Source organism: Streptomyces sp. NPDC008092 (assembly GCF_042957285.1).
Classification (GTDB): Bacteria; Actinomycetota; Actinomycetes; order Streptomycetales; family Streptomycetaceae; genus Streptomyces.
Genome location: NZ_JBIBHY010000003.1, coordinates 103,931 through 130,149, shown reverse-complemented (window position 1 = coordinate 130,149; position 26,219 = coordinate 103,931). Strand labels below are relative to the sequence as shown.

Here is a 26,219-nt window from a genome sequence, read left to right as displayed (position 1 = left end):
TCGCCGCGCCCGCCACTCGGAGCGGCGGGCGCGGCGATGTCGTACGGACCGGTTTGCGAGGACCGGTCCCAGGGTCTACCAGGCCACCGGCAGCTCCAGTGGGAACCTGCGGATGGTCTCGGTGTCCCAGCGGACCTCTTCCGGACGCACCGCCAGGCGGAGCGTGGGGAAGCGGTCCAGGACGCGTTCCAGGGCGACCTCCAGTTCGGCCATCGCCAACGGCACCGCGATGCACCGGTGGCCGCCCCAGCCGAAGGTCATGTGGGGAGCGACGGGACGGTCGGGCACGATCTGGTCGGGCTCCGGATAGCGGTCCCGGTCCCGGTTGGCCGTCAGGTAGGAGACGTGGACGAAGTCGCCGCGCCGGATGACCACCCCGTCCATCTCGACGTCCTCCAGTGCCACCCGGGGAATGCCCACGCCCTTGCGGAAGGGGATGTACCGGAGCAGTTCGTGGATGAAGTCGGTCAGGTCCTTCCGGTGCGCGCGGGCGTACTCCGCCAGCTCCGGGCGGGTCAGCAGCAGATACATGATGTCGCTGATCTGGCAGGTCGCCGTGTCCTGGCCGCTGAGCGTGAACGTCAGTGCCAGGACTGCCAGTTCCCGGTCGTCGAGCTGGTCCGTGCCGTCCCGTGCCTCGGTGAGCACGCTGATGATGTCCGCACCGGGGTTTTTCCGGCGTTCGGCGACGAGCTCGGTGAAGTAGCCGGTCAGGTCCTCCTTGGCCGCGCGTGCGACGTCCCGGTTGCCCGCGCCGACCACCAGCAGCCGCTGGACCTGCTCCTGCATCCGGGGCCACTCGGCGCGGTCGATACCCAGCAGGTCCAGGATCGTGTGCTGGGGAAGCGGGTCGGACAGGTACCGGACAAGGTCGGCCGGCTGGCCGGCGTCTTCCATCTCGTCCAGCAGCCGGTCCGTGAGGAGGCCGATCCGGCCCCGCATCCGGTCCACCTGGCGCGGGGTGAAGGCCTGGGTGGCCAGATGCCTGATCCGGCCGCTGTACGGCGGGTCCATCACGTTGATCGACTCCGGGGAGACGATCGGCTCGGCCGTCATGCGCGGATAGTCGTACTCGATGATCGCCGCCCGGCTGAACCGGGGGTCCGTGGTCACCTGCTGCACCGACTCGAATCTGGTGACCAGCCAGGCGTCCGAGTCGCCGTACGCCAGCCGGATGGTACCGAGGGACTCGCGCTCCATGAAGCCGGCCAGGTCCGGATCGAAGTCGAGGGCCTCGCTGAATCCGAAGGGACAGTTGATCGCCTGCACGTTCTTCTCCTTCGTCGGTCGGCCGCTCAGTGGAACGGCACGACGTTGGTTGCGTGGACGGCGGCGCGCAGGTCCTTCGCGAGCCGCACGGCGTCGCCGATCGCCCAGTAGTGGAGGAAAAACAGGCGCGGCTCGTCCATCAGGTTGTGGTGGTGGAGCTCGACGATGCCGACCCCGCCCTTGCGCAGGAGCTTCAGGACCGGCTGGACCTCGTCGGCGGTCATCACGAAGTCACCGTTGACCGCGGCCCTTCCCCGGCCGAGCGGCTGGAAGTTGATGGTGGTCACCGAGCCGAGGCCGGTCGGCAGGATCATGTCGCCGTCCACGATCTGCTCCGCGCGCGCCCAGACGCTTTTGTAGGTGCCCTCGTCCTGGGTGCCCGCGCTGCCGAAGGCGTCGTCGATGCCCTTGGTGTCCAGGTCGAGCCTCGGGGTGGTGACCGGCCGGTCGGGCGGGGTGGCGGTGCGGTCGAAAGCCGCGCGCAGCCCCCTGGCGATGGGTACCGGGTCGTGACTGTGGGCGTGCAGGTGCAGCCACCACAGAGCGGGCTGGTGGAAGAGCAGGTGCTTGTGTACGGCGTTGATGGCGATGCCGTGCGCGAGGAGCGCGTCGGTGAAGCCGTCCATCTCGTGCTCGGTGACCACGGCGTCGCCCATCAGCAGATGGCTGCCGTCCTTGTACCGGACGAAGGCGGTGTGGGTGCCGAGGGCCAGCGCGGTCTCGATGCGCACGCCCCGGGAGACCACCGTGAGGTCCCGGCGGGGCAGGCCGGTGTGGTACATGTACCGCTTCATGTCGCCCGGCCGCCCCAGGGCCTTGGTCACCTCCGCCCAGTCGGCGAGCTGGGTCAGCTCGGGTTCGACCAGGGTGCGCGGGTGTCCGTGGGAGAGGGCGCGCGCGGGCGTGGTCGCCGTGCCCGCGAGGACGGGGGCCACGGCACCCGCGGCGAGGACGCGGCGACGGGTGGTGGCCGGTCTGGGGTGGGTTTCCTGCTGCCGGTCGTCAACCATGGTGCACCTCCTGGCGCGATGGAATCACGGGACCCGGGCGGGTCCCGTGATTTCATCGCACCAGTGAGGCCAGGTGGACTAACGCAAATCACCGGGCGCGGAGGCGGACCACTCCGCGTGACGGCCGCGGATCATCTTCCGCGACGGCCGCCGGTCACTTCGCGTACAGGCCCTCGATCTCGGTCGCGAAGTCCTTCATGACCGCCTCGCGGCGCAGCTTCATCGACGGGGTCAGATGCCCGGCCTCCTCGGTGAAGTCGACCGGGAGCATGGCGAAGCGGCGGATGGACTCGGGGCGGGAGACGAGTTTGTTGGCCTCGTCGACGGCGCGCTGCAGGACGGCCAGCAGTTCGACGTCGTCCATGAGGAGCTCCGGCGGGACCGGGTGCTTGCCGTTCATCTGGCGCCAGTGGGTGAGGCCGTCCCGGTCGAGGGTGATGAGGGCGCTGACGTACGGCAGCCCGTCGCCGACCAGCATCACCTGGGAGATGAGGGGGTGCGAGCGCAGCCAGTTCTCCAGCGGGGCGGGGGCGACGGACTTGCCGCCGGCCGTGATCAGCATCTCCTTCTTGCGGCCGGTGATGGTGAGGTAGCCCTCGTCGTCGAGTTCGCCGAGGTCGCCGGTGGCCAGCCAGCCGTCCCGGGTGGCCGGGACGACACCGCCGGCCGCCGGGTCCCAGTAGCCGCGCAGGACGTGGTCGCCGGCGACCAGGATCTCGCCGTCGGCGGCGATCCTGACCTTGGTGCCGGGCATCGGCCAGCCCACCGTGCCGAGGCGGGGCTTGAGGGGCGGGGTGCAGGTGGTGGCCGCCGTGGTCTCGGTCAGGCCGTAGCCCTCGTAGATCTCGATGCCGGCCCCGGCGTAGAACGCGGCGAGGCGGCGGCCCAGCGGGGAGCCGCCGCAGATGATGTGGCGGACGCGGCCGCCCATGGCGGTGCGGATCCGGCGGTAGACGAGCGGGTCGTAGAAGGAGCGGGCCGTCTTCAGGGCGCGGCCGGGCCCGCTGCCGGTGCCGGTCTGCTTGGCCTCCAGCGCCTCCCCGTAGCGCTGCGCGACGCCGGTGGCCCGGTCGAAGGCGGAGACCCGGCCGCCCGCCTCGGCCTTCGCGCGCGCGGTGTTGAAGACCTTCTCCAGCATGTACGGGATGGTGAGCAGGCAGGTCGGCCTGAACCCGGCGAGGTCCGGGAGCAGGTCCTCGGCCTTGAGGCTGGGGGCGTGGCCGAGGCGGACCCCGGCGCGGACGCAGGCGATCGCCACCATCCGGCCGAAGACGTGGGACATGGGGAGGAAGAGGAGGATGGAGACCTCCTCGTCGTTGCGCGCCTTGAAGATCGGGTAGAGGAGTTCGATCGCGTTGTCGACCTCGGCGAAGAAGTTGCCGTGCGAGAGGGCGCAGCCCTTGGGGCGGCCGGTGGTGCCCGAGGTGTAGATCAGGGTGGCGAGGGTGTCGGGGCCCAGCATGCCGCGCCGTACGCCCACTTCGGCGTCCGGCACCTGTGCGCCGGCCTCCGCGAGCCGGTCCACGTGGCCCTTCTCCATCACCCACAGGTGCCTGAGGTCGGGCAGCCGGTCGAGTTCGGGGCCGAGCGCGGCGGCCTGCCCGGCGGTCTCGGTGACCAGGGCGACGGCGCCCGAGTCGTGCATGATCCAGCGGGTCTGGAAGACCGAGGAGGTCGGGTAGACCGGCACGGTCACCAGGCCGGCCGCCCAGGCGCCGAAGTCGAGGAGCGTCCACTCGTACGTCGTCCGGGCCATGATCGCGATCCGGTCGCCCGGCAGCAGCCCCTCGGCGATCAGGCCCTTCGCCACCGCCAGCACCTGCGCGGCGAACTGGGCGGCCGTCACGTGCTCCCAACGGCCGTCGCCCTCGGCCGACTTGCGGCTGAGCACCACGGCACCGGGCGCCGCCTCCGCGTTCTCGAACGGCAGGTCGGCGAGCGACCCGTGCCGCACCGGCGGCGCGAACGGCGGTACGTACGCCTCCCGCACCACTCCGTCCAGCCGCTGCACGAGGGGCTCGACCAGGATCGGGTTCCCGTCGTAGTCCGTGGCCTGGATCGCCGCGCCGGAGGAGACGGGGGCGGCGTTCGGATAAGACGACGTGGACACGGGGCGGCTCCTCGGGCGTGCAGCGGTGAACTGCTTGCTGCATGACGTACGTGCCTCGCGCACCGAGGCGTTCACCGGCACCGGGCCCCGGAAGGGGTCGGGAGGGGTTACCGGCGGTTCAGGCTGGAGATCGTACGGGGCCGCTGTGGCGGGGTTGTGGGTTTTCGGGGGTTGTCCGGGGACGGGCCTGTGCAATCCCGGAGGTTACGTGAGGGTCCTTCACGTTCGGCCCGTTTCCCGGTACTTGACAGCTGTGACATAGGCTTACCTACGGTAACCTTACTCCAGAGTCAGGAAACAGGCCATATGTGGGGGCGTGGCGGTCATGGAGCGGGCGCGGGCGTGTGGGGGCTGGTCGCGCAGTTCCCCGCACCCCTGGAAGCAGGGCACTTCCGGCACCGGCATCGAAAGGGAAACTCTGTGATCGTCCTGGACCGCACCCCCTCTCTCGGCCCCCTGCTCGCCCTCGGCGCACTGAGGTCGCCCTTCAAGAAGCCGGGCGCCGACGCCCCTTTCCCCCGCACCCGACTCGTGCTCCCCGGCGTCCGCCCCGACCTAGACAGGCTCGCCGCCTACGAACGCGTCTGCGGGTTCGCCACCGGTGACGACGGGCTGCCGATCACCTACCCGCACGTGCTCGGGTTCCCGCTGGCCATGCGGCTGATGAGCGCGCGGGAGTTTCCGCTGCCGCTGCTGGGGCTGGTGCACACCTCCGTCGAGATCGAGCGGTATGCCGAGCTCCCGGGCGACGGGACGTACGACATCGCCGTCCACGTCGAGGAGCTGCGGCCGCACCGGCGGGGCACCGAGGCCACCGTCGTGACCGAGGTGCGGGCCGGCGAGGACCTCCTGTGGGAGTCGCGCAGTACGTATCTGGCGCGGCACCGCACGCGGCACTCCGGCGAGACGGCCCGGGCCGAGCCCGGCCGCCCGCTGCCCGTCGTCGAGGAGTGGCGGCTCGCCGGGGACGTCGGCCGGCGGTACGGGGCCGCCTCCGGGGACCGCAACCCCATTCACCTGTACCCGCTCACCGCCCGCCTCTTCGGTTTCCGCCGGGCCATCGCGCACGGCATGTGGACCGCGGCCCGGTGCCTGGCCGCGCACGGGGTGCCGGCGGCGGCCGGCGTACGGGCCGAGTTCCGGGCGCCGGTGCTGCTGCCGGGCACGGTCGAATACGCCGCCGCGGACGGCCGTTTTCAATTGCGCGGTAAGGACCGGGTGCATGTGGAGGGCAGCGTGCGCCCGCACGTTGCCCTTTGATCTGCCAACACCGCACAAAGAGTGTGTTTCGGCTTTCTGTGCAACTCCTGTCAGGCCGTCGCGAATCCGCAGGTCACGGCCGCGCCCGAAGCGTTTCTCACACGGAACACCCAGCCTGCCCAAGGCTTCGTGAAGGAATCCCCCATGCTGCGCTCAGAATGCGTCCTTAACCTCAGCTCACTCTTATGATCCATTGCACGAAGGGCACTGAGCATGCCTCCAAGACGCGTCGCAGTAATCGCCGACTCTGACACCCGTTGGAAATGGGGGGCGTCGGTGGCCCGGCAGCTCGCCCCCGACTGTGCGCTGGACGCGTACTTCCTGCGGGGCCGGTCCACGCCCACCGAACGGCAGCTCGCCGAGATCGGCATCGAGCCCGACAGCCGGCGTGCGGTGCCGGCCGCCGCGCTGGCCGACGACGAGGAGCTGGCGAAGGCCGACATCGTCGTGCTGGCGGTCCTCGGCGGCACGGTCCTGGCGCTCGTGCACAGCCTGGGGCGGGCCTGGGAGGGCCGGCTGCACCGGCCGGTCACGGTCAGCGGGTACGTCGGCGTGGTCTACGAGAAGATGGTCGACGGCCTCATGACCCGGGCCGGCACGGACCTGGTGCTCGCCAACTCCGGTTACGACGCCCGCCGTTTCCGCTCCGTCCTCGCGAGCGTCGGCGTCGACCCCGGCGCGGTCGTCGAGTGCGCCCTGCCCTTCCTCGGCGGCGCCCCCTACCGGCCCTCCGCCGACCGGCCCTTCACCGTCACCTTCGCGGCCCAGCCGTCGGTGCCCAAGGACCGGTCGTCCCGGCTCCGGCTCCTGGAGCGCGCCGCCGGCCACGCGCGCCTGCACCCGGAGCGGCTCGTCCTGGTCAAGCTGCGCAGCCTGCCCGGCGAGCAGACCACCCACGTGGAGTCCGACCCGTACCAGGAACTGGTCGAGACCCTCGCCGAACCCGCGCCCGCGAACCTCCAGCTGGTCTACGGCAACATGGCCGACGTGCTGGACCGCACCGACCTGCTGGTCACGGTGAGTTCGACGGCCGCCCTGGAGTCGATGCACCGGCGGATACCCACCGCGATCCTCACCGACTTCGGCGTCCGCGAGGCGCACGGCAACCACTACTTCGTGCACTCCGGCTGCCTCGCCTCCTGGGACGACATCGACGCGGGCGCGCTGCCGCAGCCCGACCCGGAGTGGGCGGCGGCACAGGGCATCGGCAAGAGCGACCCGTACGCCGCGGCCCGGGACCGCGTCGCCGCGCTGCGCGCCGCCGGCCCGCTGCAGCCGCTGCGCCCCTACTACACGCCGCAGACCGCCGGCACCTACCTCGCCGGCATCCTCCGCAACAACGGCTTCGACGAGCAGGGCCGCCCGCTGCCCGTGGCGCCGGGCGCCGGGGGGCGTGGGCGGGTCGAGAAAGCCGTCCGGAAGGTCGCCGGGCGGGGTGCCAAGAAGCTGTACCGGGTGGGCCACCAGCGGCTGGCGCCGGCGCTGCGCCGCTGGGGTGCCGTGTGACGGACCGGACGGGTCAGGGCGGGGACCACGGCCGGCCTTCCATCAGGTTGCCGAGCCCCGCCCAGGCGAAGTTCATCAGGGTCGCCGCCGCCTGACGTGCCGTCACTCCCGGCGTGGCGTTGGCCCAGGCCGCGAGCGACTCGGCCGCGCCCACCAGCGCCTCGGCGAGGCCCGCGACCTCGCCCTCGCCCAGGTCGGGATCACGGTGGGCGGCGCGGGCGGCGGCGACGATGAGCTGGGTCACGAACGCGACGATCTCCTCGCGCATCGCCGCGACCTCGGAGGCGAACCGCTCGCCGTGCGTACGGGCCTGGAGGTGCAGCACCGACCAGCCGTCGGGGTGCTCGGCGGTGTACGTGAAGAACGCCCCGAGGCCGTCCCAGAGCTGCCGGTCGGCGGGCAGTTCGCGGTCGACGCCGGTGCGGACCGCCTCGGTCAGGGCCCGCGCCTCACGGCGGATGCAGGCCGTGAACAGGTCGTCCTTGGAGTTGAGGTACAGGTACACCAACGGCTTGGAGACACCGGCGAGTTCGGCGATCTCGTCCATCGACGCGGCCATGTAGCCGCGCTGGCCGAAGGTCCGCACGGCGGCGTCCAGCATCTGCTGCTCACGTACCGCGCGCGGCATCCGCTTGGTCTTGACGGTCCCCATGGGTCAAAGCCTAGTTGGGGCCGGGGACGCGGGAGTCGCTCAGGAGCTCAGGAGCTGGTCCGGGCCTGGTCCGCCGCGTCGACCGCCTCGTCCTCCTGGCTGCGGTTGGCCTCGATGTTGGCCTGCATCCGCTCGACCCGCTGCGCGACCTGCACCGAGGCCCGGTCCCGCTCCTTGCGCAGCACGACGAAGCTGATCGGCGCCGACAGGACGAGGGAGAGCAGCAGGACCCACAGGAAGTTGGAGTCGCCGAAGCCACGCGGGAACGCGCCGGCGTAGACGAGGCCCCAGACGACGAGGAGGCAGCCCGCGAAGATACCGAGGCGCATCAGCGTGTAGCGGAGCATCTCAATCCAGTCTTCCGATGACGAAAAGGGGCACCGTCCAGTGAAGCACGCCGTGGGGCCGATCTTTCACCGGGGTCGGTCGGGGCGGGTCAGGTCAGCGGGAGCAGCATGGTGATGTCGTCGCGGTCGTCGCCGGGGGCGACGCGGACCGCGGCCGGGACCCGGCCGACCTCCTTGTAGCCGCAGGAGCCGTAGAAGTTCTCCAGGCCGAGGCCGCCGCGGCAGCTGAGCCGTATGGCGTCGATGCCGTCGAAGCCGCGGGCGGCGTCGGCGGCGGCCGCGAGGAGGTCGCGCCCGTAGCCCTGCCCCTGGTGCCGGGGGTGCACCATCACCGTGTACAGCCACACCCAGTGCGTCATCAGCCGGTGCGTGTTGAAGGAGAAGAAGGCGGTGGCGGCGACCTCGCCGGCCTCGTCGTGCCCGACGAGGAGGCGGTGGCGGCCCTCGGCCATCGCGACGAAGTGCCGCACCAGCTCCGGCCGGATCTCCTCGGACGTCACGGGGGCGACGAACCCGACGGCGCCGCCGGCGTTGGACACGTCCGTCCACAGGTCGAGGATGCCGTCGCGGAGGGCGGGGGTGATGGCGGGGTCGAGGGTGAAGGTAAGGGGCATGGCGGGATCGTATCTATTACGGCGGGGGGTGGGTAGGGCCGTTTTCGCCGTGGGGGCTACGGCCGGTGCGCGACTGCGGGCGGGTGGGGGCTTGTCGCGCAGTTCCCCGCGCCTCTAAAAAGAAGGGGCGCTGCAGTGCGCCCCTTCTTCTGGCTTTTAGGTGCGCGGGGAACTGCGCGATCAGCCCCCACGCACCCGCAGCCGACAACGCACCCGGCGACCCCCGTCACACCCGCATCGGCTGCGGAGACTCCCTGCGCGCCGGGTCCGGGCCGTCGTACTCGCGGATGATCTCGTAGCGGGTGTTCCGCTCCACCGGGCGGAAGCCCGCGTCGCGGATGAGGTCCAGCAGGTCCTCGCGGGTCAGCTTGTTCGGCGTGCCGTAGTTGTCCGCGTCGTGGGTGATCTTGTACTCGACGACCGAGCCGTCCATGTCGTCGGCCCCGTGCTGCAGCGCCAGCTGCGCCGTCTGCACGCCGTGCATGACCCAGAAGACCTTGACGTGCGGGACGTTGTCGAAGAGGAGACGGGAGACCGCGAAGGTCTTCAGCGCCTCCGCGCCGGTCGCCATCTGGGTCCGGGCCTGGAGCCGGTTCCTGACCTTCCCGTCCTTCATGTCCACGAAGTCGTGCTGGTAGCGGAGCGGGATGAAGACCTGGAAGCCGTTCGTCTCGTCCTGCAGTTCGCGCAGGCGCAGGACGTGGTCGACGCGGTGGCGGGGCTCCTCGATGTGGCCGTAGAGCATCGTGGAGGGCGTCTTGAGGCCCTTCTCGTGCGCCAGGCGGTGGATCCGGGACCAGTCCTCCCAGTGGGTGCGGTGGTCCACGATGTGCTGGCGCACCTCCCAGTCGAAGATCTCCGCGCCGCCGCCGGTCAGCGACTCCAGACCCGCGTCGATCAGCTCGTCGAGGATCTCGGAGGCCGACAGCCCGCTGATCGTCTCGAAGTGGTGGATCTCCGTCGCGGTGAAGGCCTTCAGCGAGACGTTCGGGAGGGCCGCCTTCAGTTCGCGCAGCGACCGCGGGTAGTAGCGCCACGGCAGGTTCGGGTGCAGGCCGTTGACGATGTGCAGCTCGGTGAGGTTCTCGCCCTCCATCGCCTTGGCGAGCTTCACCGCCTCCTCGATGCGCATCGTGTACGCGTCCTTCTCGCCCGGCTTGCGCTGGAACGAGCAGTACGCGCAGGACGCGGTGCACACGTTCGTCATGTTGAGGTGGCGGTTGACGTTGAAGTGGACGACGTCACCGTTCTTCCGCGTCCGCACCTCGTGGGCGAGGCCGCCGAGCCAGGCGAGGTCGTCCGACTCGTACAGCGCGATGCCGTCCTCGCGGGTCAGCCGCTCACCGGCCCTGACCTTCTCCTCCAGCTCACGCTTGAGCCCGACGTCCATGCCCACACCTCTCTCCGACAACTTCGACCACCGTACTTCTACGCCTCTTCGGGAAGTTCCCCGACCCGGTTCTCCCACTTCGTGGACAGCACGATCGTGGTACGGGTCCGGGAGACGCCCTTCGTCCCGGACAGCCGCCGGATGGTCTTCTCCAGGCCGTCCACGTCGGTGGAGCGCACCTTGAGCATGAAGGAGTCGTCGCCGGCGATGAACCAGCAGTCCTCGATCTCCGGCAGGTCCCGCAGCCGCTGCGCCACGTCCTCGTGGTCGGCCGCGTCGGAGAGGGAGATGCCGATGAGGGCGATGACGCCGAGGCCGAGCGAGGCCGCGTTGACGGTGGCGCGGTAGCCGGTGATGACCCCGGCCGCCTCCAGCCGGTTGATGCGGTCGGTGACGCTGGGTCCCGACAGTCCGACGAGGCGGCCCAGCTCCGCGTACGAGGCCCGGCCGTTCTCCCTCAGGGCCTGGATGAGCTGCCTGTCCACGGCGTCCATGCGATCGAAGCCTTCCGCTGAAGTTCCCGAAGTAGATGAGAGGGGGGGCAGAGGTGGTGCCGGGTACTGCTACTTGCCTGTGGCGCCGCCGAGGTCCCCCTCCCAGCGGCGGTAGAGCCGGTGCCCGACGCCTGCCGCGTCCAGCACCCGCCCGGCGACGAAGTCGACCAGGTCCTGGATGTGGGTCGCGCCCGCGTAGAAGGCGGGGGAGGTGGGGACGACGACGGCCCCGAGGTCGTCCAGGGTGACCAGATGGCGCAGCGTCTGGCCGTTCAGCGGGGTCTCGCGGACGGCGACGACGAGCGGCCTGCGCTCCTTCAGGGTGACACTGGCCGCCCGCTGGAGCAGGTCCTTGGAGAGGCCGAGGGCGACCCCGGCGACGGCGGCGGTGGACGCCGGCACGATCAGCATGCCCTTCGCCGGGTACGACCCGGAGGACGGCCCCGCGGCCAGGTCCCCGGCGCTCCAGTACCGCACCCGCTCGAGGTCCACCGGGAAGGTCCCCGGCTTGCCGTCGGCCCCGCGTGCCAGCCATTCCCCCAGGTCGTCCCGCCAGTGCGCGTCCCGGAAGGAGATCCCGGTCTCGTCCAGCAGGGTGAGCCGCGAGGCCCGGCTGACCACCAGGTCGACGCTCTCCCCCGCGTCCAGCAGGGCACGCAGCACAGCAGCGGCATACGGCGTTCCGGACGCCCCGGACACCCCCACGATCCAAGGCACGCGCTGCGATTCTCCTGCGTTCACATCTTGAGCGTACCGGCGCGCCGGGCGAGGTTCAGGCCGGGTGGGGGGCCTTCGGGTCGACGGGGAGGTGCGAGGTGGGCAGGGTGAGTTTGCCGAGCGAGGAGACGACGGTCAGCTCGGGGCCGTACGGAATGGTGTCCCGCCCCTGATAGCCCTCACCACTGGGGTTCCACATCATGACGACGTGCCCCTTGAGGGGGTCGAAGAGGAGGTAGTTGGCGATGCCCCGGGAGGCATACCAGCGGGGCTTGACCTCATAGTCGCGGCGGATGCTGCCCTGGGAGACGACTTCGACGACCAGTTCGATGAGATCCGGGGAGTATGCGCCCTCGTTCTTCGCGGTCTCGGAGGCCGGAATGACGGCCAGGTCGGGGCAGAACTCGTTCCCCTCGTCGAAGGGGAACGCGACATCGCTGGTGAAGTCCCATTCCGAGCCGAGTTGTGCCGCAAGGTCGTTCCACACCAGGCGGATGGTCTTGGCATGGTGGGGCTTGACCGGACTCATCACGATGTTGCCCTCGACAATCTCCATGTGATAGCCGGGGAACATGTCCTCGAACCGGCTGAGCTGCGAGTGCAGGCGGTCAAGGTCCGAGACGGTCACGGTGGCCTCCCTGGGGTCCTGCACTCGATGGTAGGCCGCACCGTATTCAGACGGTCAGACCCCGAACCAGGAGATCCAGCAAGGCACACACGAACAGGGCAATCCCGATGAACCCGTTGACGCTGAAGAAGGCGCGGTTCAGACGGGAGAGGTCGTGCGGGCGGACGATGGAGTGCTCGTAGGCGAAGGCGCCGGCGACGATCACCAGGCCCAGCCAGAAGAACCCGCCGGCGTCGGTGACGACCGCGTACCAGACGAACAGGCCGGTCACCACCGCGTGGCAGACCCGGGCGCCCCAGATCGCCGCCGGGATGCCGAAGCGGGCCGGGACCGACATGACGCCGATCTCGCGGTCGGTCTCGACGTCCTGGCAGGCGTAGATCAGGTCGAAGCCGCCGATCCAGATGCCGACGGCGAGACCGAGGATCACCGCGTCCCAGGACCACTCGCCGGTGATCGCCAGCCAGCCGCCGATCGGGCCCATGGCCTGGGCGAGGCCGAGGATGGCCTGGGGGAAGTTCGTGAACCGCTTGCCGTAGGGGTAGACCACCATCGGGATCACGGCGACGGGGGCCAGGGCCAGGCAGAGCGGGTTCAGCAGGGCGGCCGAGCCGAGGAAGACCGCGACCGCGATCAGCGCGCCGGTCCAGGCGTGCTTCACGCTCATCGCGCCGGTGACCAGCTCGCGCTGGGCGGTGCGCGGGTTCCGGGCGTCGATCTCGCGGTCGATGATCCGGTTGACGGCCATCGCGAAGGTGCGCAGGCCGACCATGCAGACAGTGACGAGGAGCAGCCGCCCCCAGTGGATGTTCCGGTCCGTCTCGAACATCGCGGTCAGCGCGGCGATGTACGCGAAGGGCAGGGCGAAGACCGAGTGCTCGATCATCACCAGGCGCAGGAAGGCTTTCGTCCGTCCCGGCTGCGGGAGGGCTGCGGAGGCGGAGCTCACAGGCCGTACTCCTTCCAGCGGCGGTCGACCTTCGCCGCCGTATCCGGGTCCGACAGGACCATCTCCGGCCAGCCCCCGTCCCTGGTGTAACCCTCCTCGGGCCACTTCCTCGTCGCGTCGATGCCCGCCTTGCCGCCCCAGAACTGCTGGTAGGAGGCGTGGTCGAGGTGGTCGACCGGGCCTTCGACGATGCTCAGGTCACGCGCGTAGTCGGTGTTGCCGAGGGCCCGCCAGGCGACCTCGTGCAGGTCGTGGACGTCGCAGTCGGAGTCGACGACCACGATCAGCTTGGTGAGCGACATCATGTGCGCCCCCCAGATCGCGTGCATGACCTTCTGGGCGTGCTTCGGGTACTTCTTGTCGATCGAGACGATCGCACAGTTGTGGAAGCCGCCGGCCTCGGGGAGGTGGTAGTCCACGATGTCCGGGACGATGATCTTCAGGAGCGGGAGGAAGAAGCGTTCCGTGGCCCGGCCCAGCGGCCCGTCCTCCGTCGGGGGCCGGCCGACGACGATCGACTGGAGCAGCGGGCGCTTGCGCATCGTCACGCAGTCGATGGTCAGCGCCGGGAACGGCTCCTGCGGGGTGTAGAAGCCGGTGTGGTCGCCGAACGGGCCCTCGGGCAGCATCTCGCCCGGCTCCAGCCAGCCCTCCAGGACGACCTCGGCGTTGGCCGGGACCTGGAGCGGGACGGTCTTGCAGTCGACCATCTCGATGCGCTTGCCCGCGATGAACCCGGCGAAGAGGTACTCGTCGATGTCGCCGGGGAGCGGGGCGGTGGAGGCGTAGGTGACGGCGGGCGGGCAGCCGAAGGCGATCGCGACCGGGAGCCGTTCCCCCTTGCGCGCCGCCACCTGGTAGTGGTTGCGGCTGTCCTTGTGGATCTGCCAGTGCATGCCGATGGTGCGCTTGTCGTGGCGCTGGAGCCGGTAGAGGCCCAGGTTCCGGATGCCGGTCTCGGGGTCCTTGGTGTGGGTGAGCCCCAGGTTGAAGAAGGAACCCCCGTCCTGCGGCCAGGTGAAGAGCGCCGGCAGCTGGTCGAGGTCCACGTCGTCGCCCGTCAGGACGGTCTCCTGGACCGGGGCGTCCCCGGACTTCACCTTCTTCGGCGGCACGTGCGCCATCGCACCGAGCTTCCCGAACGCCTCGCGCACACCGACGAACCCGTGCGGCAGCTCGGGGCGGAGCAGCCCGCCGATCTTCTCGGAGATCTCGCCGTACGACTTCAGGTCCAGGGCCTTCAGCAGCCGCCGGTCGGTGCCGAACACGTTCATCGCGAGGGGCATGCTCGACCCCTTCACGTTCTCGAAGAGCAGGGCGGGTCCGCCGGCCTTCTGCACCCGGTCGACGATCTCCCCGACCTCCAGATACGGGTCGACCTCGGCCTTGACACGCTTGAGGTCTCCCTCGCGCTCCAGTGCCCGGAGCAGGGAGCGAAGATCGTCGTAAGCCATGTGTCCCAGTATCGGCCACCCGGGGTCCGGGCCCGGTCACCGCCCCCTGCATACTCGTCGGCCGTGAGACGTCGTCGCCGGTTACCGCTGCTCGCTGCCCTGCTCGCCCCGCTGCTCGTGCTCGCCGCCGCCTGTGCGCCGGCCCGGGAGGCCGGCGGCTCGCCCGTCTCCCCGCTGACCCGGGTGCCGGCCGCCGACCGGAAGGCGGCCCCCGATCTCGCCGGCGGCAGCCTCGACGGCAGGGCGGTCAGCCTCGCCGGCTACCGGGGCAAGGTCGTCGTCCTGAACGTGTGGGCGTCCTGGTGCGGGCCCTGCCGCGCCGAGGCGCCCGAACTGTCCAGGGCGCAGAAGGAGCTGGCGGCCAAGGGGGTCCAGGTGCTCGGGGTGGACACGGACGCCCGGCGGGACAGCGGGCGCGCGTTCCAGGAGCAGCACGCCCTGTCCTACCCGAGCCTGCACGACCCCGGCAGCCGCAAGCTCGTCCGGCTGCCGAAGGGGTACCGCCCGCAGGCACTGCCGTACACCCTCTTCATCGACCGTCAGGGGAGGATCGCCGCGACCTACCTGAGCCCGCTGACCCAGTCCGACATCCGCACCATCACCCGCCCCCTGCTCACGGAGTGACCCGTCCGCTGCCCGAGGGGCGGGGTGGTTCCGTGCACCGGCGACTACCGGCGATCCGTGGCCTGCCGCGCCGTTCCCCGCGCCCCTACAGGGGCGCTGCGGCAAGGCATCCGGCGCCCTCCCGGATCGGCGCCACCAGGCGGCTCAGGTCCACCAGCACCGCGTCCAGACCCGCCACGGAGCCGGCGACCGAGACCTCCACGGCGGGGCTGCGGCCATAGGTGACCAGCATCTTGCGGCCGTTCCCCGCCGCCTCCCGCCACACCCAGTCGACACCGTCCACGCTGACACAGGCGTCCGTGGTCGGTCCCGGCGGGTTCACGCCGCAGCGCAGTTCCACCGTGCCGTGCCCCCAGACCGCGAGCCCGGCGAAGGTGACCCGGTCGCGCGTGGCGCCCCCGAGCCGGTCGGGGTACCGGTCGGCCAGCCGCCCGCACCCCGGATCCTCCGCGAACGGCCCCTGCGCCAGCCCGAACACCGGCGAGTCCAGCTCACCGGCGACCAGCCCGCCCCCGACTCCCAGCCCCACCACGGCCACCCCGCCCGCCACCCACCTCCTGCGCGACCACCCACGCACCCCCACCACTCCCCTCCCGGTCCCCTGCCGTCAGAGGAGACCCATGATGCCCGGGCGCCGGTCCGCGTCCTCGGCCGCCCGGTGGCGGTGGCGGTGGCAGTGGCAGTGGCAGTGGCAGTGGCAGTGGCAGTGGTATTCGGTGGCAGGCCACGGCTCGTGGCTGACAGGCTGTGGCGATGAGTCCCGAGTCCGACGGCGTGTCCGACGTATCCGGGGTGTCCGGCGTCTCCTGGCTGGGGCACCCGATCGACGCGCGTGCGCTGTTCGGTCCGGAGCTCGATTCGCTGCTCGGCACCCTGCGCGGCCTGACGCCCTCCGAGTGGAGCAGGCCGGCGGCCGGGCACTGGACGGTGCACGACGTCGCCGCCCACCTCCTCGGTGACTACCACTGCCGCCTCGGCGAGGACCACCGGAACGGCTTCGCCGACGGCGAGACCCTGGCGGCGTTCATCCACCGCATGAACCAGGCGTGGGTCGATCTGCACGCCGACGACAGCCCCGCTGCGCTCGTCGACGCCCTGTCGGCGGCAGGCACCCGGCTCGCCCGGCGGTTCGCCGCGGCCGACCTCGGCGCGGTCGCCGAGCTGAGCGTGTCGTGGGCCGGGGCCGACCCCGCACCGGCGTGGCTGGACATCGCCCGGGAGTTCACCGAGCACTGGACCCACCGGCAGCAGATCCGGCACGCCGTCGGCCACGCCACCGACCCGGAGCCGCGTCCCCTGGCCCTGGTTCTCGACACCTTCATGCGGGCCCTGCCCCACACGCTCCACCGCACGACGGCACCGGTCGGGGCGCAGCTCCAGGTGACCGCCGAGGGCCCCGGCGGCGGCAGCTGGACGGCGACCGCAACGGCGGACCGGTGGTCGCTCGCCGAACCGCCGGCCGGCCGGCCCACCGCGGCCGTCCTGCTGGACACCGAGACCGTCTGGCGGCTGTCCACGCGGAACATCGCTCCCGCGGAGGCTCTGTCCCGCGCCCAGGTACACGGCGACCGACGGCTCGCCGAAGCCGCGTGCCAGATCGTGTCCATCGTCTACTGACGCCTACTGACATCCGTTGACGGCACCGGCCCGACCGCATTCCCGCACCGACATCACGCCGTCGACTTCAGTAGTCTGGCCGCCATGCTCAGGTATCTGCCCTACTTGCTGGTCCTCGCGCTGTGGATCTACGCCTTCGTGGACTGCCTGAACACTCCCGAGGACGAGGTCCGCGCCCTGCCGAAGCTGGCGTGGGTGTTCGTCATCCTGCTCTTCGGCGAGGTCCTGGTCGGCCCGGTGGCCTGGCTGGTGGCGGGCAAGAGCCGGCAGCCGCGCGAGCGCTGGGTCGCCCCGGACGACAACCCGGAGTTCCTGAAGTCCCTGAAACCGGAGGATCCGCGGACGGACTGATTGTCAGAACGTCCGCACGTCCCGTTGAATGGGCTGACGTCCCGATCGTGGCGGTGGCCAAGCAGGAGAACGGCTGCTCCGATTGACGGTATTCGATTCGAACAGGACCGCTAAAGAAGCGCCTTGACCTGTGCCGCCGTCAGTGCCCGCTGGAACACCTGGACCTGTTTGATCGAGCCGGGGAACCAGTCGACGGGGACGCCGCCGGTGGTGGCGCGGCCGATCACCAGGGGGCCGAGCGCGGCGACGGGGTTGCCGTCGTTGATGCCGGCCTCCTGAACGCCGTCGACGTACAGGAGGAGCTGGTTGCGCAGGCCCTCGTAGACGCCGACCAGGTGGGTCCAGACGTCCGGCTTCGGGACGGTGAAGGACAGGGCGCGCAGGTCGGGCCGGGCGAAGGCCCAGCGGTTCTCGGCGGCCGAGTACTGGAGGTAGAAGCCGCTGACGTCGCCGGCGTCCTGGCTGACGGCGGTGGCGAAGGACGACGGCACCCTGCTCAGGGCCACCCACGCCGAGACGGTGAAGCCACGGCCCCCGGCGGTCCGGAGCACCGGCCCCGCCGTCATGATCTGGCTGGTGCCGCCGTCGAACAGCGCGGCCCCGTCCTTGCCCCGCCCCCAGCCGACCGCGGTGGCCGTGCCGTCGAAGCGGCCGGTGTCGTCGGCGGCGACCGCGCCCGACGTCTCGTCCAGCGGCCAGGCATCGAGCGGCGAGGGAACGGAGACGGAGACGGAACCGCCGGAGTGCTGCGGGGACTTGTCGCCGCCGCCCCGGTTGACGAGGTGCGCGACCGGTACGGCCGCGATCGCGGCGACGGCGAGCGCTCCCCCGGAGACGAGCAGGGTACGGCGGCTGGTGCCCGGGTTCCGCCGGTACGGCACCGGCACCGGCTGCGGCGCCGGGTCGAGCCGGGTGACCGGGCGGGTCGCGGCGGCGGGCTGCGGCGCCGGGCGCGTGAGGTCGGCCCGGGGTTCGGCCCTGGGGTCGGCGGCGGGTCTCGGGAGGAAGGCGGTGGCGTCGGCCGCCGGCCCGATCCGGGCCAGGATCTCGCGCGGAGTGGGCCGGCGGGCCGGGTCCTTGGCCAGGCAGTCGGCGACGAGGGAGGCGAGGGCCGGGTCGGAGACGGCGGTGATGTCGGGGGCGTCGTGGACGACGCGGTAGAGCAGGGCCGGGGTGGGCCCGGCGCCGAAGGGGTTGCCGCCCGTGGCCGCGAACACCAGCACCGCGCCGAGCGAGAACACGTCGCTCGCACCGGTCACCTCGCTGCCCGCGACCTGCTCCGGCGACATGAAACCTGGCGAGCCGACCATGAGCCCCGCCTGCGTGATGGCCGAGGACTCCACGCTCCGGGCGATACCGAAGTCGATGACCCGCGGCCCGTCCTCGGCGAGCAGTACGTTCGACGGCTTGAGGTCCCGGTGCACCAGCTGGGCCGCGTGGATGGAGGTGAGCGCCTCGGCCAGCCCGGCGGCGAGATCGAGAACGGTGGCGGCGGGCAGCGGCCCCCGCTCGGCGACCGCGTCCTGGAGCGAGGGTCCGGCGATGTAGCTGGTGACCAGCCAGGGCAGCGGGGCGTCCGGATCGGCGTCCACGACGGGCGCGGTGAAGGCACCGCTCACCTTGCGGGCGGCCTCCACCTCACGCCGGAACCGTGACCTGAACTCGGGCTGTCCCGCGACCAGTTCGGCATGGACCACTTTCACGGCAACGGCCCGGCCGCCCGGGGAACGGCCGAGGAAGACCCGGCCCATACCGCCCGCGCCGAGCCGCCTCAGCAGCTGGTACTCCCCGACGGAACGCGGATCGCCGGGCTCCAGAGCTGCCACGACCCCTCCCGCACCGCTGACTCCCGAAGACCCGGTCAGCATAGGACCGGGACGCACGACGGATGACCGATTCCCGCCCCCGCACCGCAAGTTGCCCCCTGGTCTGCCCTTGCGGACACCGCGGCGACCGAGCGACGTGCGGGGCGCACCGGCGAGGCCGCGGCCACCCCGGCCACGCCTCTGCGGCTGGTGGCGGAACTGTGCCACGGCGGCGCCGCGCGCCCGGCCGCCGGCGGGCCGGATCCTGCTCAGGCCTGGCACGGATCCACCGTTCTCAGCCCTGCGCCGGGGGCCCTGGGCGAGCGTCCCGTGGACGATCGGTCGTCAGCAGGGCGAGTCGGGAAGGTGCTCCCGCGCCCACTCCCGCAGCTCCCGCAGCGACGGCTCCAGCGCGGCGCCCGATGCGGTGAGCCGGTAGGTGACCCGCAGGGGCGGACCCTCGTCGACCTCGCGGACCACGAGTCCCGCCGTGGCGAGTTCGGCGAGGCGGTCGGAGAGCATGCGTTCGCTGATGCCGGGGATGGCGCGGCGCAGGGTGGCGAAGTGCGTGGGCTGTTCGATCAGGACGGACAGGATCGGGCCGTTCCAGCGCTTGCCGAGCACCTGGAAGACGCGCGTGATGCCGTCGTCGACACCTTTGCACGCCTCCGGGTCATGGACCTGCTCCACCGCCATGGCATCAGGGTACAGCCCCACCCGAAGGAAGAGGATGAAAAAAAGTAAGTACCTGTGTTATCTATAGCTGAGTACGAATTCTCAGCCCCGCGGCCCTGCCCCGGGCCCGTGTATCCGGAGACCTCTCATGGCCACGCTTCTGCACATCGACTCGTCCCTCCTCCCCGGCGGGGCCTCCTCCTCCCGTGCCGTCACCGACGCCTTCCGTACGGCCTGGCTGGCGCAGCACCCCGACGGCAAGGTGATCTACCGCGACCTGGCGGCGGACCCGGTACCGCACCTGAGCGCGGACGCCCACACCGCCGGTTTCGCCGACCCCGGCACCCACACCCCCGAGCAGGCGGCGGCCTTCGCGGTCCGGGTGCAGCTGATCGAGGAGCTGGAGCAGGCGGACGCGCTGCTCATAGGCGCCCCGATGTACAACTTCACGATCCCGTCGACGCTGAAGGCGTGGCTGGACAACGTGGTCCTGTTCAACCGCACGATGGGCGAGAACCCCTCCGCCAAGGGCACGCCGGTCACCGTCGTCGCCAGCCGCGGCGGCTCCTACGCCCCGGGCACCCCGCGGGAGCCGTTCGAGTACGTCCAGAACTACCTGACCGCGCTGCTCGGCGAAGGCCTCGGCCTGGAGGTCGACTTCATCGTCCCCGAGCTGACCATGGCCCCGCAGAACCCGGCGATGGCCGAGCTCGTGCCGCTCTACGAGGCCTCCCGCGACCGCGCCCTCCAGGACGCGGCCAGCAAGGCGAAGGAGCTGGCGGACCGCCTCGCCGCGTGACCTACGCACCGGTCCCGGGCCCCGGGTCCGGGACCGGTTGCGCCGATCGGACCAGCAGCGCATGCGGGCCCGGTGGCCGGCGGTTGTGATGGACGCGTTCCGACATCCAGACACCTTGGAGACCGTCATGCGCATTCGTTCTCTCGCCGTCACCGGTGCCGTCGCCGCGGCCCTCGCCCTCGGCGGCACCACCGCCGCGTTCGCCGACAACGGCGCCGAGGCCACCGGTACCGCGTCCAACAGCCCGGGTGTGCTGTCGGGCAACGTCATCGAGGTCCCGGTCGACATCCCGGTGAACCTGTGCGGCGACAGCATCGACGTCATCGGCCTGCTGAACCCGGCGGCGGCCAACACCTGCACCAACGGCTGACCCGAGCCCGCCCGCCGCGGGTATCGTCCGAGGAGTTCCGGAGGCAGCACGCCTGCGGAACTCCTCGCATGCGTGCAGGTTGTACGCCGGTGAGCCGCCCGAAGCGGACAGTGCGCCCCTGGGCCGCACCGGGAGCGATCCCGACACTTACCTCGTATGACGACTGCTCCCGCCGGTTCCACCACCAGCATCGCGCCCGAGTACGGCGACCGGGTCATCGCCGTGGAGGCGGCGGGCTCGGAACCGATCCCCGACGCCGAACGCCACGGCAGCCCGCTCCAGTTGCTCTGGACCTGGGCGTCCCCCAACATCGAGTTCGCGACCGTCTACATCGGCGTGATCGCGGTCCTCTTCTTCGGCCTGGACTTCTGGACGGCGACCGCCGCGATCCTGCTGGGCACCGCGATCGGCGCGGTCACCCAGGGCGTGCTCTCGCTGGACGGGCCCCGGTTCGGCGTCCCGCAGATGGTGATCGGCCGCTTCTCCTTCGGCTTCCTCGGCAACATCCTGCCCTCCGCCGCCAACGGCCTGCTCGCCGGCGTCGGCTGGTTCGCGGTGAACAGCGTGAGCGCGGCCTTCGCCCTGAACACGCTGACCGGCCTGCGCCCGCTGCCCTCCCTGCTCCTCGTCGTGGTCGCCGAGATCCTCATCGGCTTCATCGGCCACAACTTCGTGCACACCTTCGAGAAGTACGCGTTCCCGGCGCTCGCGGTGGTCTTCCTGCTGGCCGGGGTGTGGACCTTCAAGGACGCGGACCTCGGCGGGGGCGGCTCGGGCGGCGGCGTCGGCGGCTTCCTGCTCGCCTTCAGCGCGGCCTGGGGCTACGCGGCCGGCTGGAACCCGTACGCCACCGACTACTCGCGCTACCTGCCGCGCACCGCGAACAGGGCGAAGACCGTCCTGTGGCCGGCCGTCGGCCTGTTCGTGTCGGTCTCGATCGTCGCCGTCATCGGCGCGGCCTCCGCCACCATCATCGCCCCGAAGGACGCCACCCCGACCGCCGCCTTCACCGGCCACCTCCCCGGCTGGCTCGGCGACCTCGTCCTGCTCGCCATCATGCTCGGCGGGATCTCGGCGAACGCCCTCAACGTGTACTCCGGCGCGATCTCCATCGCCTCCTTCGGCCTGAAGCTCCCCACCTGGCTGAGCCGCAGCGCCCTGGTCGTGGTGTCGGGCATCGTCGGCACGGCGGCCGCCTGGGCCTCGCTGGACGACGCGGGCGCGGCCTACGAGGCGTTCCTGCTGGTCATCGCCTACTGGGTGGCGCCCTGGCTCGGAGTCGTCCTGGTGGAGCGGTGGCTCCAGGGCCGTACGGCGACGGACGAGGAACTCTCGGCCCGCCTCGCCGACCGCTCCTTCACCAACTGGCCCGGCCTCTCCTCGCTGCTGACCGGCGTCGCGGTCTCCGTCCCGCTCTTCTCCAACCAGGAGGACTACGTGGGCTACGTCCCGAAGCACTGGCCGTCCTTCGGCGACATCACCCCGGTGGTCGGCTTCGCGGTCAGCGCCCTGCTGTACGCGGTCCTGCGCCCCATCGGGGCGCGGGGAACTGCGCGACCGGCCCCCGCCGGCCCGCACCCGGCCGACGACCCCCGAAGCGGCCCCACCCAGCAGCGCGCCTAGTCGTCGTCCCGGAGCCTGCGCCAGATCCGGCTCCGGTGCAGCAGGAACAGCGAACCGACCACGGCGACCAGCTGGAGACCCACGGCGAGCAGCCAGAACTCGTCGCGGGTCTCCAGCCGGTTGGTCAGGAACTCGAAGTTCATGCCGAAGAACCCGGTGAGGAACGACAGCGGCAGGAAGATCACCGACACGATCGCCAGCCGGTTGATCACGCCGTTCTGTTCGCCGGCGACCAGGGAGCCGTAGCTGGCGAAGGCCCGGCGGGTGGCGTCCTGGAGGGACTCGATGTCCGCGAGGACCAGCCGTGCCGCCCGCTGGAACTCCTGGGCGAGCCGCTGCCGTTCCACCGGGAAGTCGGGGCTCAGCATCCTGCGGGTGATCACCTCGTCGACCCCCTGGAGGTAGGGCAGCAGCGCGTGGTGCAGGACGGCGGAGTGGCGGCGGAGCTGGGACAGCCGGTAGATCTGCTCGGGGCGGCGCGCCTCGAACATGTCGTCCTCCAGCTCCTCCACCTGGAGCAGCGCCTCCACCGCGGCCCGCCGGAACGTCGAGAGCGCCTCCTGGAGCAGCAGGAACAGCGCGGCCACCGCGTCGCGCGGCCGCTCCCGCCGCACCAGTGCCCTGATGTCCCCCGCCAGGCCGGCCCGGCGGCCCCAGTGGACGACCACCAGGAAGCTCTCGGAGGCCAGGGCGTGCACATGGTGGACCTGGCCGGCCCGGACCACCGGCACGACGAACCCGGCGGTGTCGCCCAGGAACTCGGCCCGCGGGGAGCCGCCCGGCCGGGCGAACCATTCGAGGTCCTCGTCGTCCAGCCCTAGCTGCCGGACCACCGGCTCCTCGGCCGGGTCCTCCTCCTCGGGCAGTTCGACGCCGAGGAGCAGGAACGGGTCCGTGGCGAGCCGCCGGCGTGCCTCCGGAACGGAGACCGTCGTGGTGCCCCCGTCCGGCACCGACACCACCGTCACGATCATCGATCGCCCTCGCCGCTGATCCCGTCGCCCACGCTCCCAGCCTGCGTGCGGCCCGCGGTGCGCGCACCCGCTGCCACCCCGACCAGGTGCGGGCCGTCCGGGCGAGGCGGCAACCCCGCGCCTAGGCGCTCCGCCGGAGGTGCCGCGGCATGGCGTCCGCCGGCTGCCGCGCCGTCGTGGCTGGTCGCGCAGTTCCCCGCACCACCCGGTGCGCGCAGGCCGCCGTCAGGAGTTCGCCCAGCAGGTCCGGGTCGTCGATCTCCAGGCCGAGGAGGGACTCGATGCGTTCCAGACGCTGGTAGAGGGACTGGCGGCCGATGTGCAGGAGGGCGGCCGTGCGGGTCGGGGAGCAGCCGTGCCGCAGGTGCACCTCAAGGGTGCGGACCAGGTCGCTGGGGTGGGCCGCCTCCCAGGCCAGCAGCGGGCCGAGGGTGTGCTGGACGAGCGCGGCGAGCCGGTCGCGGTTGGCGGCGACCCCGCCCCGGGTCAGCTCCCGCTCCAGGGCGAGGGCGCGGGCCGAGGTCACCGACGGGCCCTCGGGCACGGCCGGTTCGGCGGGCGGCACGGTCAGCGCGAGTTCGAGGGTGGTGCGGGCCGCGCGCAGCGTCTCGCTCCAGTGCAGCCAGCCGCCGGGGCCGACCGCGTGGCCGACGGCGACCGTGGCCCCCGTCTCGGCGGTGCCCCGGAACGCCTCCTGCACGGCCCGCACGGGGTCGCCGGAGACGGCGGCCGGCACCGCGAGCAGGGCCAGGACGTCCCCGGGGAACGCGGCCCGCAGCACCCCGGCCCCGCCCAGCACCCGTACCGCCCGGTCCACCGCGCCCACGCCCCGGCTGCCGTGCAGCGAGACGCCGAGCAGCCGGGCGCCGGGGCCGGGGTGGAACCCCGCAAGGGCGGCCCGCGCCTCCACCTCGGGCTGGTTGAGGGCCTGCCCGTCGGCCAGGTCGGCGAGGAGCGCCGCCGCGTGGTCGTCGCCCCAGGCCCGGACGACCGTACGGCGGCCGGACAGGCCCCGGGCCACGATCGCCCGGTTGGCGGCCTCGGTGATCCGCACGAAGGGCACCACCCGGTGCAGGGCGAGCAGCGGCAGGCCGAGCCGGCAGGCCTCGTCGGTCACCTCGGGCGGCATGCCGGGCAGCGCGCGCCCGACCTCCACCGCGAGCCCGGCCGCACCGCGCGCGGCCAGCTCCCGCACGTACCGGCGGCGGACCTCGTCGTCGGCGTCGGTCAGCCCGAAGCCGTTGGTGAGGAGCAGTTCGCCCCCGTCGAGGAAGTTGGCGCCCTCGTAGACCTCGCTGGAGTGCACCCAGCGCACGGGGCGGTCCAGGGCGCCCTCCCCGGCGAGGAGTTCGGGGCGGGCCGCCCGCACGGGGTCGAGGGCCAGGACTTCGCGGAGGGTGAGTGCGGGCACGGCGACCTCCAGGGGACGGGCACGGCCGCTGACATTTCGTCCGGCCGGGGGTTGCCCGGAGGGTACTTTCCGCACGTTGCCCTCGTGTTTCGGCCACGGGAGAGTGACGTCATGGATCAACTGCAAGCCCGTACCTGGCTCGCCACCGCCGTCGCCGAGGCCCGTGCCGGGCTCGCCGAGGGAGGCATCCCGATCGGTGCCGCGCTCTACGGCGCCGACGGCGCACTGCTCGGCCGCGGCCACAACCGGCGGGTCCAGGACGGCGACCCCGCCATGCACGCGGAGACGGCCGCCTTCCGCGCGGCGGGCCGGCAGCGGTCGTACCGGGGCACCACCATGGTGACGACCCTGTCACCCTGCTGGTACTGCTCCGGTCTGGTCCGCCAGTTCGGTATCTCCCGGGTCGTGATCGGCGAGGCGGCCACCTTCCACGGCGGCCACGACTGGCTCGCCGAACACGGTGTGGAGATCGTCCTGCTGGACGACGAGGAGTGCGTCGCGCTGATGCGCGACTTCATCAACGACAACCCGGCTCTGTGGAATGAGGACATCGGTGAGTGAGCTCACGCCCCGCATCCCCACCATCGATCTGCGTCCCTGGCTGGACGGTGACCCGACGGCCCGCGAGGACATCGCCCGGACCGTCGACTCCGCCCTGCAGACCGCCGGCTTCCTGCTCGTCACGGGGCACGGGGTCGACGCGGAGCTGCGCACGGCCGTCCGGGAGGCCGCGCGCCGTTTCTTCGCCCTGCCTGCCGAGGCGAAGCAGGCTTACGAGGCGAAGGTCGGCGGGCGCGGCTGGCTGGGGCCCGGCGCGGAGGCCAACGGGTACTCCGAGGGCACCGAGACGCCGCCCGACCTGAAGGAGTCGCTGACCTTCGCGACCCACGAACCGTTCGAGGACCCGGTGGTCAACGCGGAGTGGTACGCGCCCAACGTGTGGCCGGCCGAGGTGCCGGAGCTGCGGACGCTCTGCGAGGAGTACCTGGACCGGATGGCCGAGCTGGAGAAGGAGCTGCTGTCCCTCCTCGGGTACGCGCTCGGGCTCGAACGGGATTTCTTCTCCCGGCACATGGACCATCCGACGTACGGCTTCAACATCAACTGGTATCCGGGGACCGAGGTGCTCGGCGAGCCCGCGCCGGGGCAGTTCAGGATCGGGCCGCACACCGACTTCGGGACGGTGACCATCCTGGACCGGCAGGCCGGCAAGGGCGGGCTGCAGGTGTACACCGACGAGGGCGGCTGGGAGGACGCGCCCTTCGACCCCGCCGCGTTCACCATCAACATCGGTGACCTGATGGCCCGTTGGACCGGCGACCGGTGGCGGTCGGGGCGGCACCGGGTGCTGCCGCCGCCCACGGACGCGCCCGCCGAGGAGCTGATGTCGCTCGTCTACTTCGGCGAGTGCACCCCGGGCACCACCGTGGAGTCCGTGCCGGCGCCGGTCGGCAGGGTGGCGTACCCGGCGGTCGACTCGCACGTCTACCTCCGGGAGAAGCTGGACTCCATCACCGTCGGCTGATCTCACAGCGTCAGGATTCGTGACCCAACAGTCATCACCTGCTCT

Annotated in this window: 27 protein-coding genes; 10 read left to right on the top strand and 17 right to left on the bottom strand. The window is 71.7% G+C overall.

Going from position 1 to position 26,219, the window contains the following annotated elements; genetic code table 11:
• Positions 1-75: 75 nt before the first annotated feature.
• The 3 genes from ACFZB3_RS09760 to ACFZB3_RS09750 form a co-directional block, all read right to left on the bottom strand.
• A complete protein-coding gene (locus ACFZB3_RS09760) occupies positions 76-1,269 on the bottom strand; it encodes a cytochrome P450 (RefSeq protein WP_391372450.1) in 1,194 nt (397 codons plus the stop codon).
• Positions 1,270-1,295: 26 nt separating this feature from the next.
• The gene (locus ACFZB3_RS09755; protein ID WP_391372447.1) at positions 1,296-2,279 is read right to left on the bottom strand and encodes a DUF1259 domain-containing protein; all 984 of its coding nucleotides are present in this window, start codon (positions 2,277-2,279) and stop codon (positions 1,296-1,298) included.
• 154 nt (positions 2,280-2,433) lie between these two features.
• Complete coding sequence (locus tag ACFZB3_RS09750) at positions 2,434-4,338, bottom strand: AMP-binding protein (RefSeq protein ID WP_391373995.1); 1,905 nt, start codon at positions 4,336-4,338, stop codon at positions 2,434-2,436.
• Between the two features lie 471 nt (positions 4,339-4,809).
• Here ACFZB3_RS09750 and ACFZB3_RS09745 point away from each other — a divergent pair, with 471 nt between their 5' ends.
• Positions 4,810-5,649 (top strand): MaoC/PaaZ C-terminal domain-containing protein, encoded by an 840-nt coding sequence (locus ACFZB3_RS09745; RefSeq protein WP_391372444.1) that lies wholly within the window; start codon positions 4,810-4,812, stop codon positions 5,647-5,649.
• A 213-nt stretch (positions 5,650-5,862) separates the two neighbouring features.
• Positions 5,863-7,155, top strand: coding sequence for a DUF6716 putative glycosyltransferase (locus ACFZB3_RS09740; RefSeq protein WP_391372442.1), 1,293 nt, complete (start codon positions 5,863-5,865; stop codon positions 7,153-7,155).
• Positions 7,156-7,168: 13 nt separating this feature from the next.
• Here ACFZB3_RS09740 and ACFZB3_RS09735 read toward each other — a convergent pair whose 3' ends face one another.
• The 9 genes from ACFZB3_RS09735 to ACFZB3_RS09695 form a co-directional block, all read right to left on the bottom strand.
• On the bottom strand, positions 7,169-7,807 hold the full coding sequence (locus ACFZB3_RS09735; RefSeq protein ID WP_391372439.1) for a TetR family transcriptional regulator: 639 nt from the start codon (positions 7,805-7,807) through the stop codon (positions 7,169-7,171).
• A 47-nt stretch (positions 7,808-7,854) separates the two neighbouring features.
• Complete coding sequence (locus tag ACFZB3_RS09730) at positions 7,855-8,154, bottom strand: DUF4229 domain-containing protein (RefSeq protein WP_362590930.1); 300 nt, start codon at positions 8,152-8,154, stop codon at positions 7,855-7,857.
• An 89-nt stretch (positions 8,155-8,243) separates the two neighbouring features.
• Complete coding sequence (locus ACFZB3_RS09725; protein ID WP_391372437.1) at positions 8,244-8,768, bottom strand: GNAT family N-acetyltransferase; 525 nt, start codon at positions 8,766-8,768, stop codon at positions 8,244-8,246.
• A gap of 226 nt (positions 8,769-8,994) precedes the next feature.
• Complete coding sequence (mqnE, locus tag ACFZB3_RS09720) at positions 8,995-10,158, bottom strand: aminofutalosine synthase MqnE (RefSeq protein WP_391372434.1); 1,164 nt, start codon at positions 10,156-10,158, stop codon at positions 8,995-8,997.
• A 38-nt stretch (positions 10,159-10,196) separates the two neighbouring features.
• A complete protein-coding gene (locus tag ACFZB3_RS09715; RefSeq protein WP_089099612.1) occupies positions 10,197-10,652 on the bottom strand; it encodes an Lrp/AsnC family transcriptional regulator in 456 nt (151 codons plus the stop codon).
• Between the two features lie 69 nt (positions 10,653-10,721).
• A complete protein-coding gene (locus tag ACFZB3_RS09710) occupies positions 10,722-11,369 on the bottom strand; it encodes a UbiX family flavin prenyltransferase (protein ID WP_391372430.1) in 648 nt (215 codons plus the stop codon).
• 55 nt (positions 11,370-11,424) lie between these two features.
• On the bottom strand, positions 11,425-11,997 hold the full coding sequence (locus ACFZB3_RS09705) for a Uma2 family endonuclease (protein ID WP_391372427.1): 573 nt from the start codon (positions 11,995-11,997) through the stop codon (positions 11,425-11,427).
• 46 nt (positions 11,998-12,043) lie between these two features.
• Positions 12,044-12,946, bottom strand: coding sequence for a menaquinone biosynthesis prenyltransferase MqnP (mqnP, locus tag ACFZB3_RS09700; RefSeq protein WP_391372425.1), 903 nt, complete (start codon positions 12,944-12,946; stop codon positions 12,044-12,046).
• Positions 12,943-14,400, bottom strand: coding sequence for a menaquinone biosynthesis decarboxylase (locus ACFZB3_RS09695; protein WP_391372422.1), 1,458 nt, complete (start codon positions 14,398-14,400; stop codon positions 12,943-12,945). Before ACFZB3_RS09695 ends, mqnP begins: the two co-directional genes overlap by 4 nt.
• A 63-nt stretch (positions 14,401-14,463) precedes the next feature.
• Here ACFZB3_RS09695 and ACFZB3_RS09690 point away from each other — a divergent pair, with 63 nt between their 5' ends.
• Complete coding sequence (locus tag ACFZB3_RS09690) at positions 14,464-15,024, top strand: redoxin domain-containing protein (RefSeq protein ID WP_391372419.1); 561 nt, start codon at positions 14,464-14,466, stop codon at positions 15,022-15,024.
• Between the two features lie 85 nt (positions 15,025-15,109).
• On the opposite strand, the gene ACFZB3_RS09685 is transcribed toward ACFZB3_RS09690, so the two are convergent.
• Complete coding sequence (locus ACFZB3_RS09685) at positions 15,110-15,574, bottom strand: DUF3515 family protein (RefSeq protein WP_391372416.1); 465 nt, start codon at positions 15,572-15,574, stop codon at positions 15,110-15,112.
• A 203-nt stretch (positions 15,575-15,777) separates the two neighbouring features.
• Here ACFZB3_RS09685 and ACFZB3_RS09680 point away from each other — a divergent pair, with 203 nt between their 5' ends.
• Positions 15,778-16,641, top strand: a complete 864-nt coding sequence (locus ACFZB3_RS09680; protein ID WP_391372414.1) for a maleylpyruvate isomerase family mycothiol-dependent enzyme — start codon at positions 15,778-15,780, stop codon at positions 16,639-16,641.
• A gap of 84 nt (positions 16,642-16,725) precedes the next feature.
• The gene (locus ACFZB3_RS09675; RefSeq protein WP_391372411.1) at positions 16,726-16,992 is read left to right on the top strand and encodes a PLDc N-terminal domain-containing protein; all 267 of its coding nucleotides are present in this window, start codon (positions 16,726-16,728) and stop codon (positions 16,990-16,992) included.
• Positions 16,993-17,102: 110 nt separating this feature from the next.
• On the opposite strand, the gene ACFZB3_RS09670 is transcribed toward ACFZB3_RS09675, so the two are convergent.
• Together ACFZB3_RS09670 and ACFZB3_RS09665 are read right to left on the bottom strand one after the other, a co-directional pair.
• Complete coding sequence (locus ACFZB3_RS09670) at positions 17,103-18,818, bottom strand: protein kinase (protein ID WP_391372408.1); 1,716 nt, start codon at positions 18,816-18,818, stop codon at positions 17,103-17,105.
• A 324-nt stretch (positions 18,819-19,142) separates the two neighbouring features.
• The gene (locus ACFZB3_RS09665; protein ID WP_391372405.1) at positions 19,143-19,493 is read right to left on the bottom strand and encodes a winged helix-turn-helix transcriptional regulator; all 351 of its coding nucleotides are present in this window, start codon (positions 19,491-19,493) and stop codon (positions 19,143-19,145) included.
• Between the two features lie 127 nt (positions 19,494-19,620).
• Between ACFZB3_RS09665 and ACFZB3_RS09660 the strand changes: the two genes are divergently transcribed.
• The 3 genes from ACFZB3_RS09660 to ACFZB3_RS09650 all read left to right on the top strand — a co-directional run bounded on the left by ACFZB3_RS09660 (position 19,621) and on the right by ACFZB3_RS09650 (position 22,264).
• Positions 19,621-20,271: an NAD(P)H-dependent oxidoreductase gene (locus ACFZB3_RS09660; RefSeq protein WP_391372402.1), complete on the top strand. Its 651-nt coding sequence runs from the start codon at positions 19,621-19,623 to the stop codon at positions 20,269-20,271.
• A 127-nt stretch (positions 20,272-20,398) separates the two neighbouring features.
• On the top strand, positions 20,399-20,641 hold the full coding sequence (locus ACFZB3_RS09655) for a chaplin family protein (RefSeq protein ID WP_391372400.1): 243 nt from the start codon (positions 20,399-20,401) through the stop codon (positions 20,639-20,641).
• 156 nt (positions 20,642-20,797) lie between these two features.
• Positions 20,798-22,264: a cytosine permease gene (locus ACFZB3_RS09650; protein ID WP_391372397.1), complete on the top strand. Its 1,467-nt coding sequence runs from the start codon at positions 20,798-20,800 to the stop codon at positions 22,262-22,264.
• Here the strand turns inward: ACFZB3_RS09650 and ACFZB3_RS09645 are convergent.
• Positions 22,261-23,238 (bottom strand): CorA family divalent cation transporter, encoded by a 978-nt coding sequence (locus ACFZB3_RS09645; protein WP_391372394.1) that lies wholly within the window; start codon positions 23,236-23,238, stop codon positions 22,261-22,263. The two genes, ACFZB3_RS09650 and ACFZB3_RS09645, sit on opposite strands and share 4 nt — an antisense overlap.
• 121 nt (positions 23,239-23,359) lie before the next feature.
• Positions 23,360-24,649 (bottom strand): PucR family transcriptional regulator ligand-binding domain-containing protein, encoded by a 1,290-nt coding sequence (locus tag ACFZB3_RS09640; protein WP_391372392.1) that lies wholly within the window; start codon positions 24,647-24,649, stop codon positions 23,360-23,362.
• A 111-nt stretch (positions 24,650-24,760) separates the two neighbouring features.
• On the opposite strand from ACFZB3_RS09640, the gene ACFZB3_RS09635 reads away from it, so the two are divergent.
• Positions 24,761-25,210, top strand: coding sequence for a deaminase (locus ACFZB3_RS09635; protein WP_391372389.1), 450 nt, complete (start codon positions 24,761-24,763; stop codon positions 25,208-25,210).
• Positions 25,203-26,174: a 2-oxoglutarate and iron-dependent oxygenase domain-containing protein gene (locus ACFZB3_RS09630; RefSeq protein ID WP_391372386.1), complete on the top strand. Its 972-nt coding sequence runs from the start codon at positions 25,203-25,205 to the stop codon at positions 26,172-26,174. The genes ACFZB3_RS09635 and ACFZB3_RS09630 overlap by 8 nt, the downstream gene beginning before the upstream one ends.
• Positions 26,175-26,219 lie beyond the last annotated feature (45 nt).

Coding starts and splice junctions, on each gene's coding strand:
- ACFZB3_RS09755 (WP_391372447.1), bottom strand. CDS start 2,279: ATGGTTGACGACCGGCAGCAGGAAACCCACCCCAGACCGGCCACCACC.
- ACFZB3_RS09740 (WP_391372442.1), top strand. CDS start 5,863: ATGCCTCCAAGACGCGTCGCAGTAATCGCCGACTCTGACACCCGTTGG.
- ACFZB3_RS09735 (WP_391372439.1), bottom strand. CDS start 7,807: ATGGGGACCGTCAAGACCAAGCGGATGCCGCGCGCGGTACGTGAGCAG.
- ACFZB3_RS09730 (WP_362590930.1), bottom strand. CDS start 8,154: ATGCTCCGCTACACGCTGATGCGCCTCGGTATCTTCGCGGGCTGCCTC.
- ACFZB3_RS09725 (WP_391372437.1), bottom strand. CDS start 8,768: ATGCCCCTTACCTTCACCCTCGACCCCGCCATCACCCCCGCCCTCCGC.
- mqnE (WP_391372434.1), bottom strand. CDS start 10,158: ATGGACGTCGGGCTCAAGCGTGAGCTGGAGGAGAAGGTCAGGGCCGGT.
- ACFZB3_RS09715 (WP_089099612.1), bottom strand. CDS start 10,652: ATGGACGCCGTGGACAGGCAGCTCATCCAGGCCCTGAGGGAGAACGGC.
- ACFZB3_RS09695 (WP_391372422.1), bottom strand. CDS start 14,400: ATGGCTTACGACGATCTTCGCTCCCTGCTCCGGGCACTGGAGCGCGAG.
- ACFZB3_RS09680 (WP_391372414.1), top strand. CDS start 15,778: ATGAGTCCCGAGTCCGACGGCGTGTCCGACGTATCCGGGGTGTCCGGC.
- ACFZB3_RS09675 (WP_391372411.1), top strand. CDS start 16,726: ATGCTCAGGTATCTGCCCTACTTGCTGGTCCTCGCGCTGTGGATCTAC.
- ACFZB3_RS09665 (WP_391372405.1), bottom strand. CDS start 19,493: ATGGCGGTGGAGCAGGTCCATGACCCGGAGGCGTGCAAAGGTGTCGAC.
- ACFZB3_RS09660 (WP_391372402.1), top strand. CDS start 19,621: ATGGCCACGCTTCTGCACATCGACTCGTCCCTCCTCCCCGGCGGGGCC.
- ACFZB3_RS09655 (WP_391372400.1), top strand. CDS start 20,399: ATGCGCATTCGTTCTCTCGCCGTCACCGGTGCCGTCGCCGCGGCCCTC.
- ACFZB3_RS09650 (WP_391372397.1), top strand. CDS start 20,798: ATGACGACTGCTCCCGCCGGTTCCACCACCAGCATCGCGCCCGAGTAC.
- ACFZB3_RS09645 (WP_391372394.1), bottom strand. CDS start 23,238: ATGATCGTGACGGTGGTGTCGGTGCCGGACGGGGGCACCACGACGGTC.
- ACFZB3_RS09635 (WP_391372389.1), top strand. CDS start 24,761: ATGGATCAACTGCAAGCCCGTACCTGGCTCGCCACCGCCGTCGCCGAG.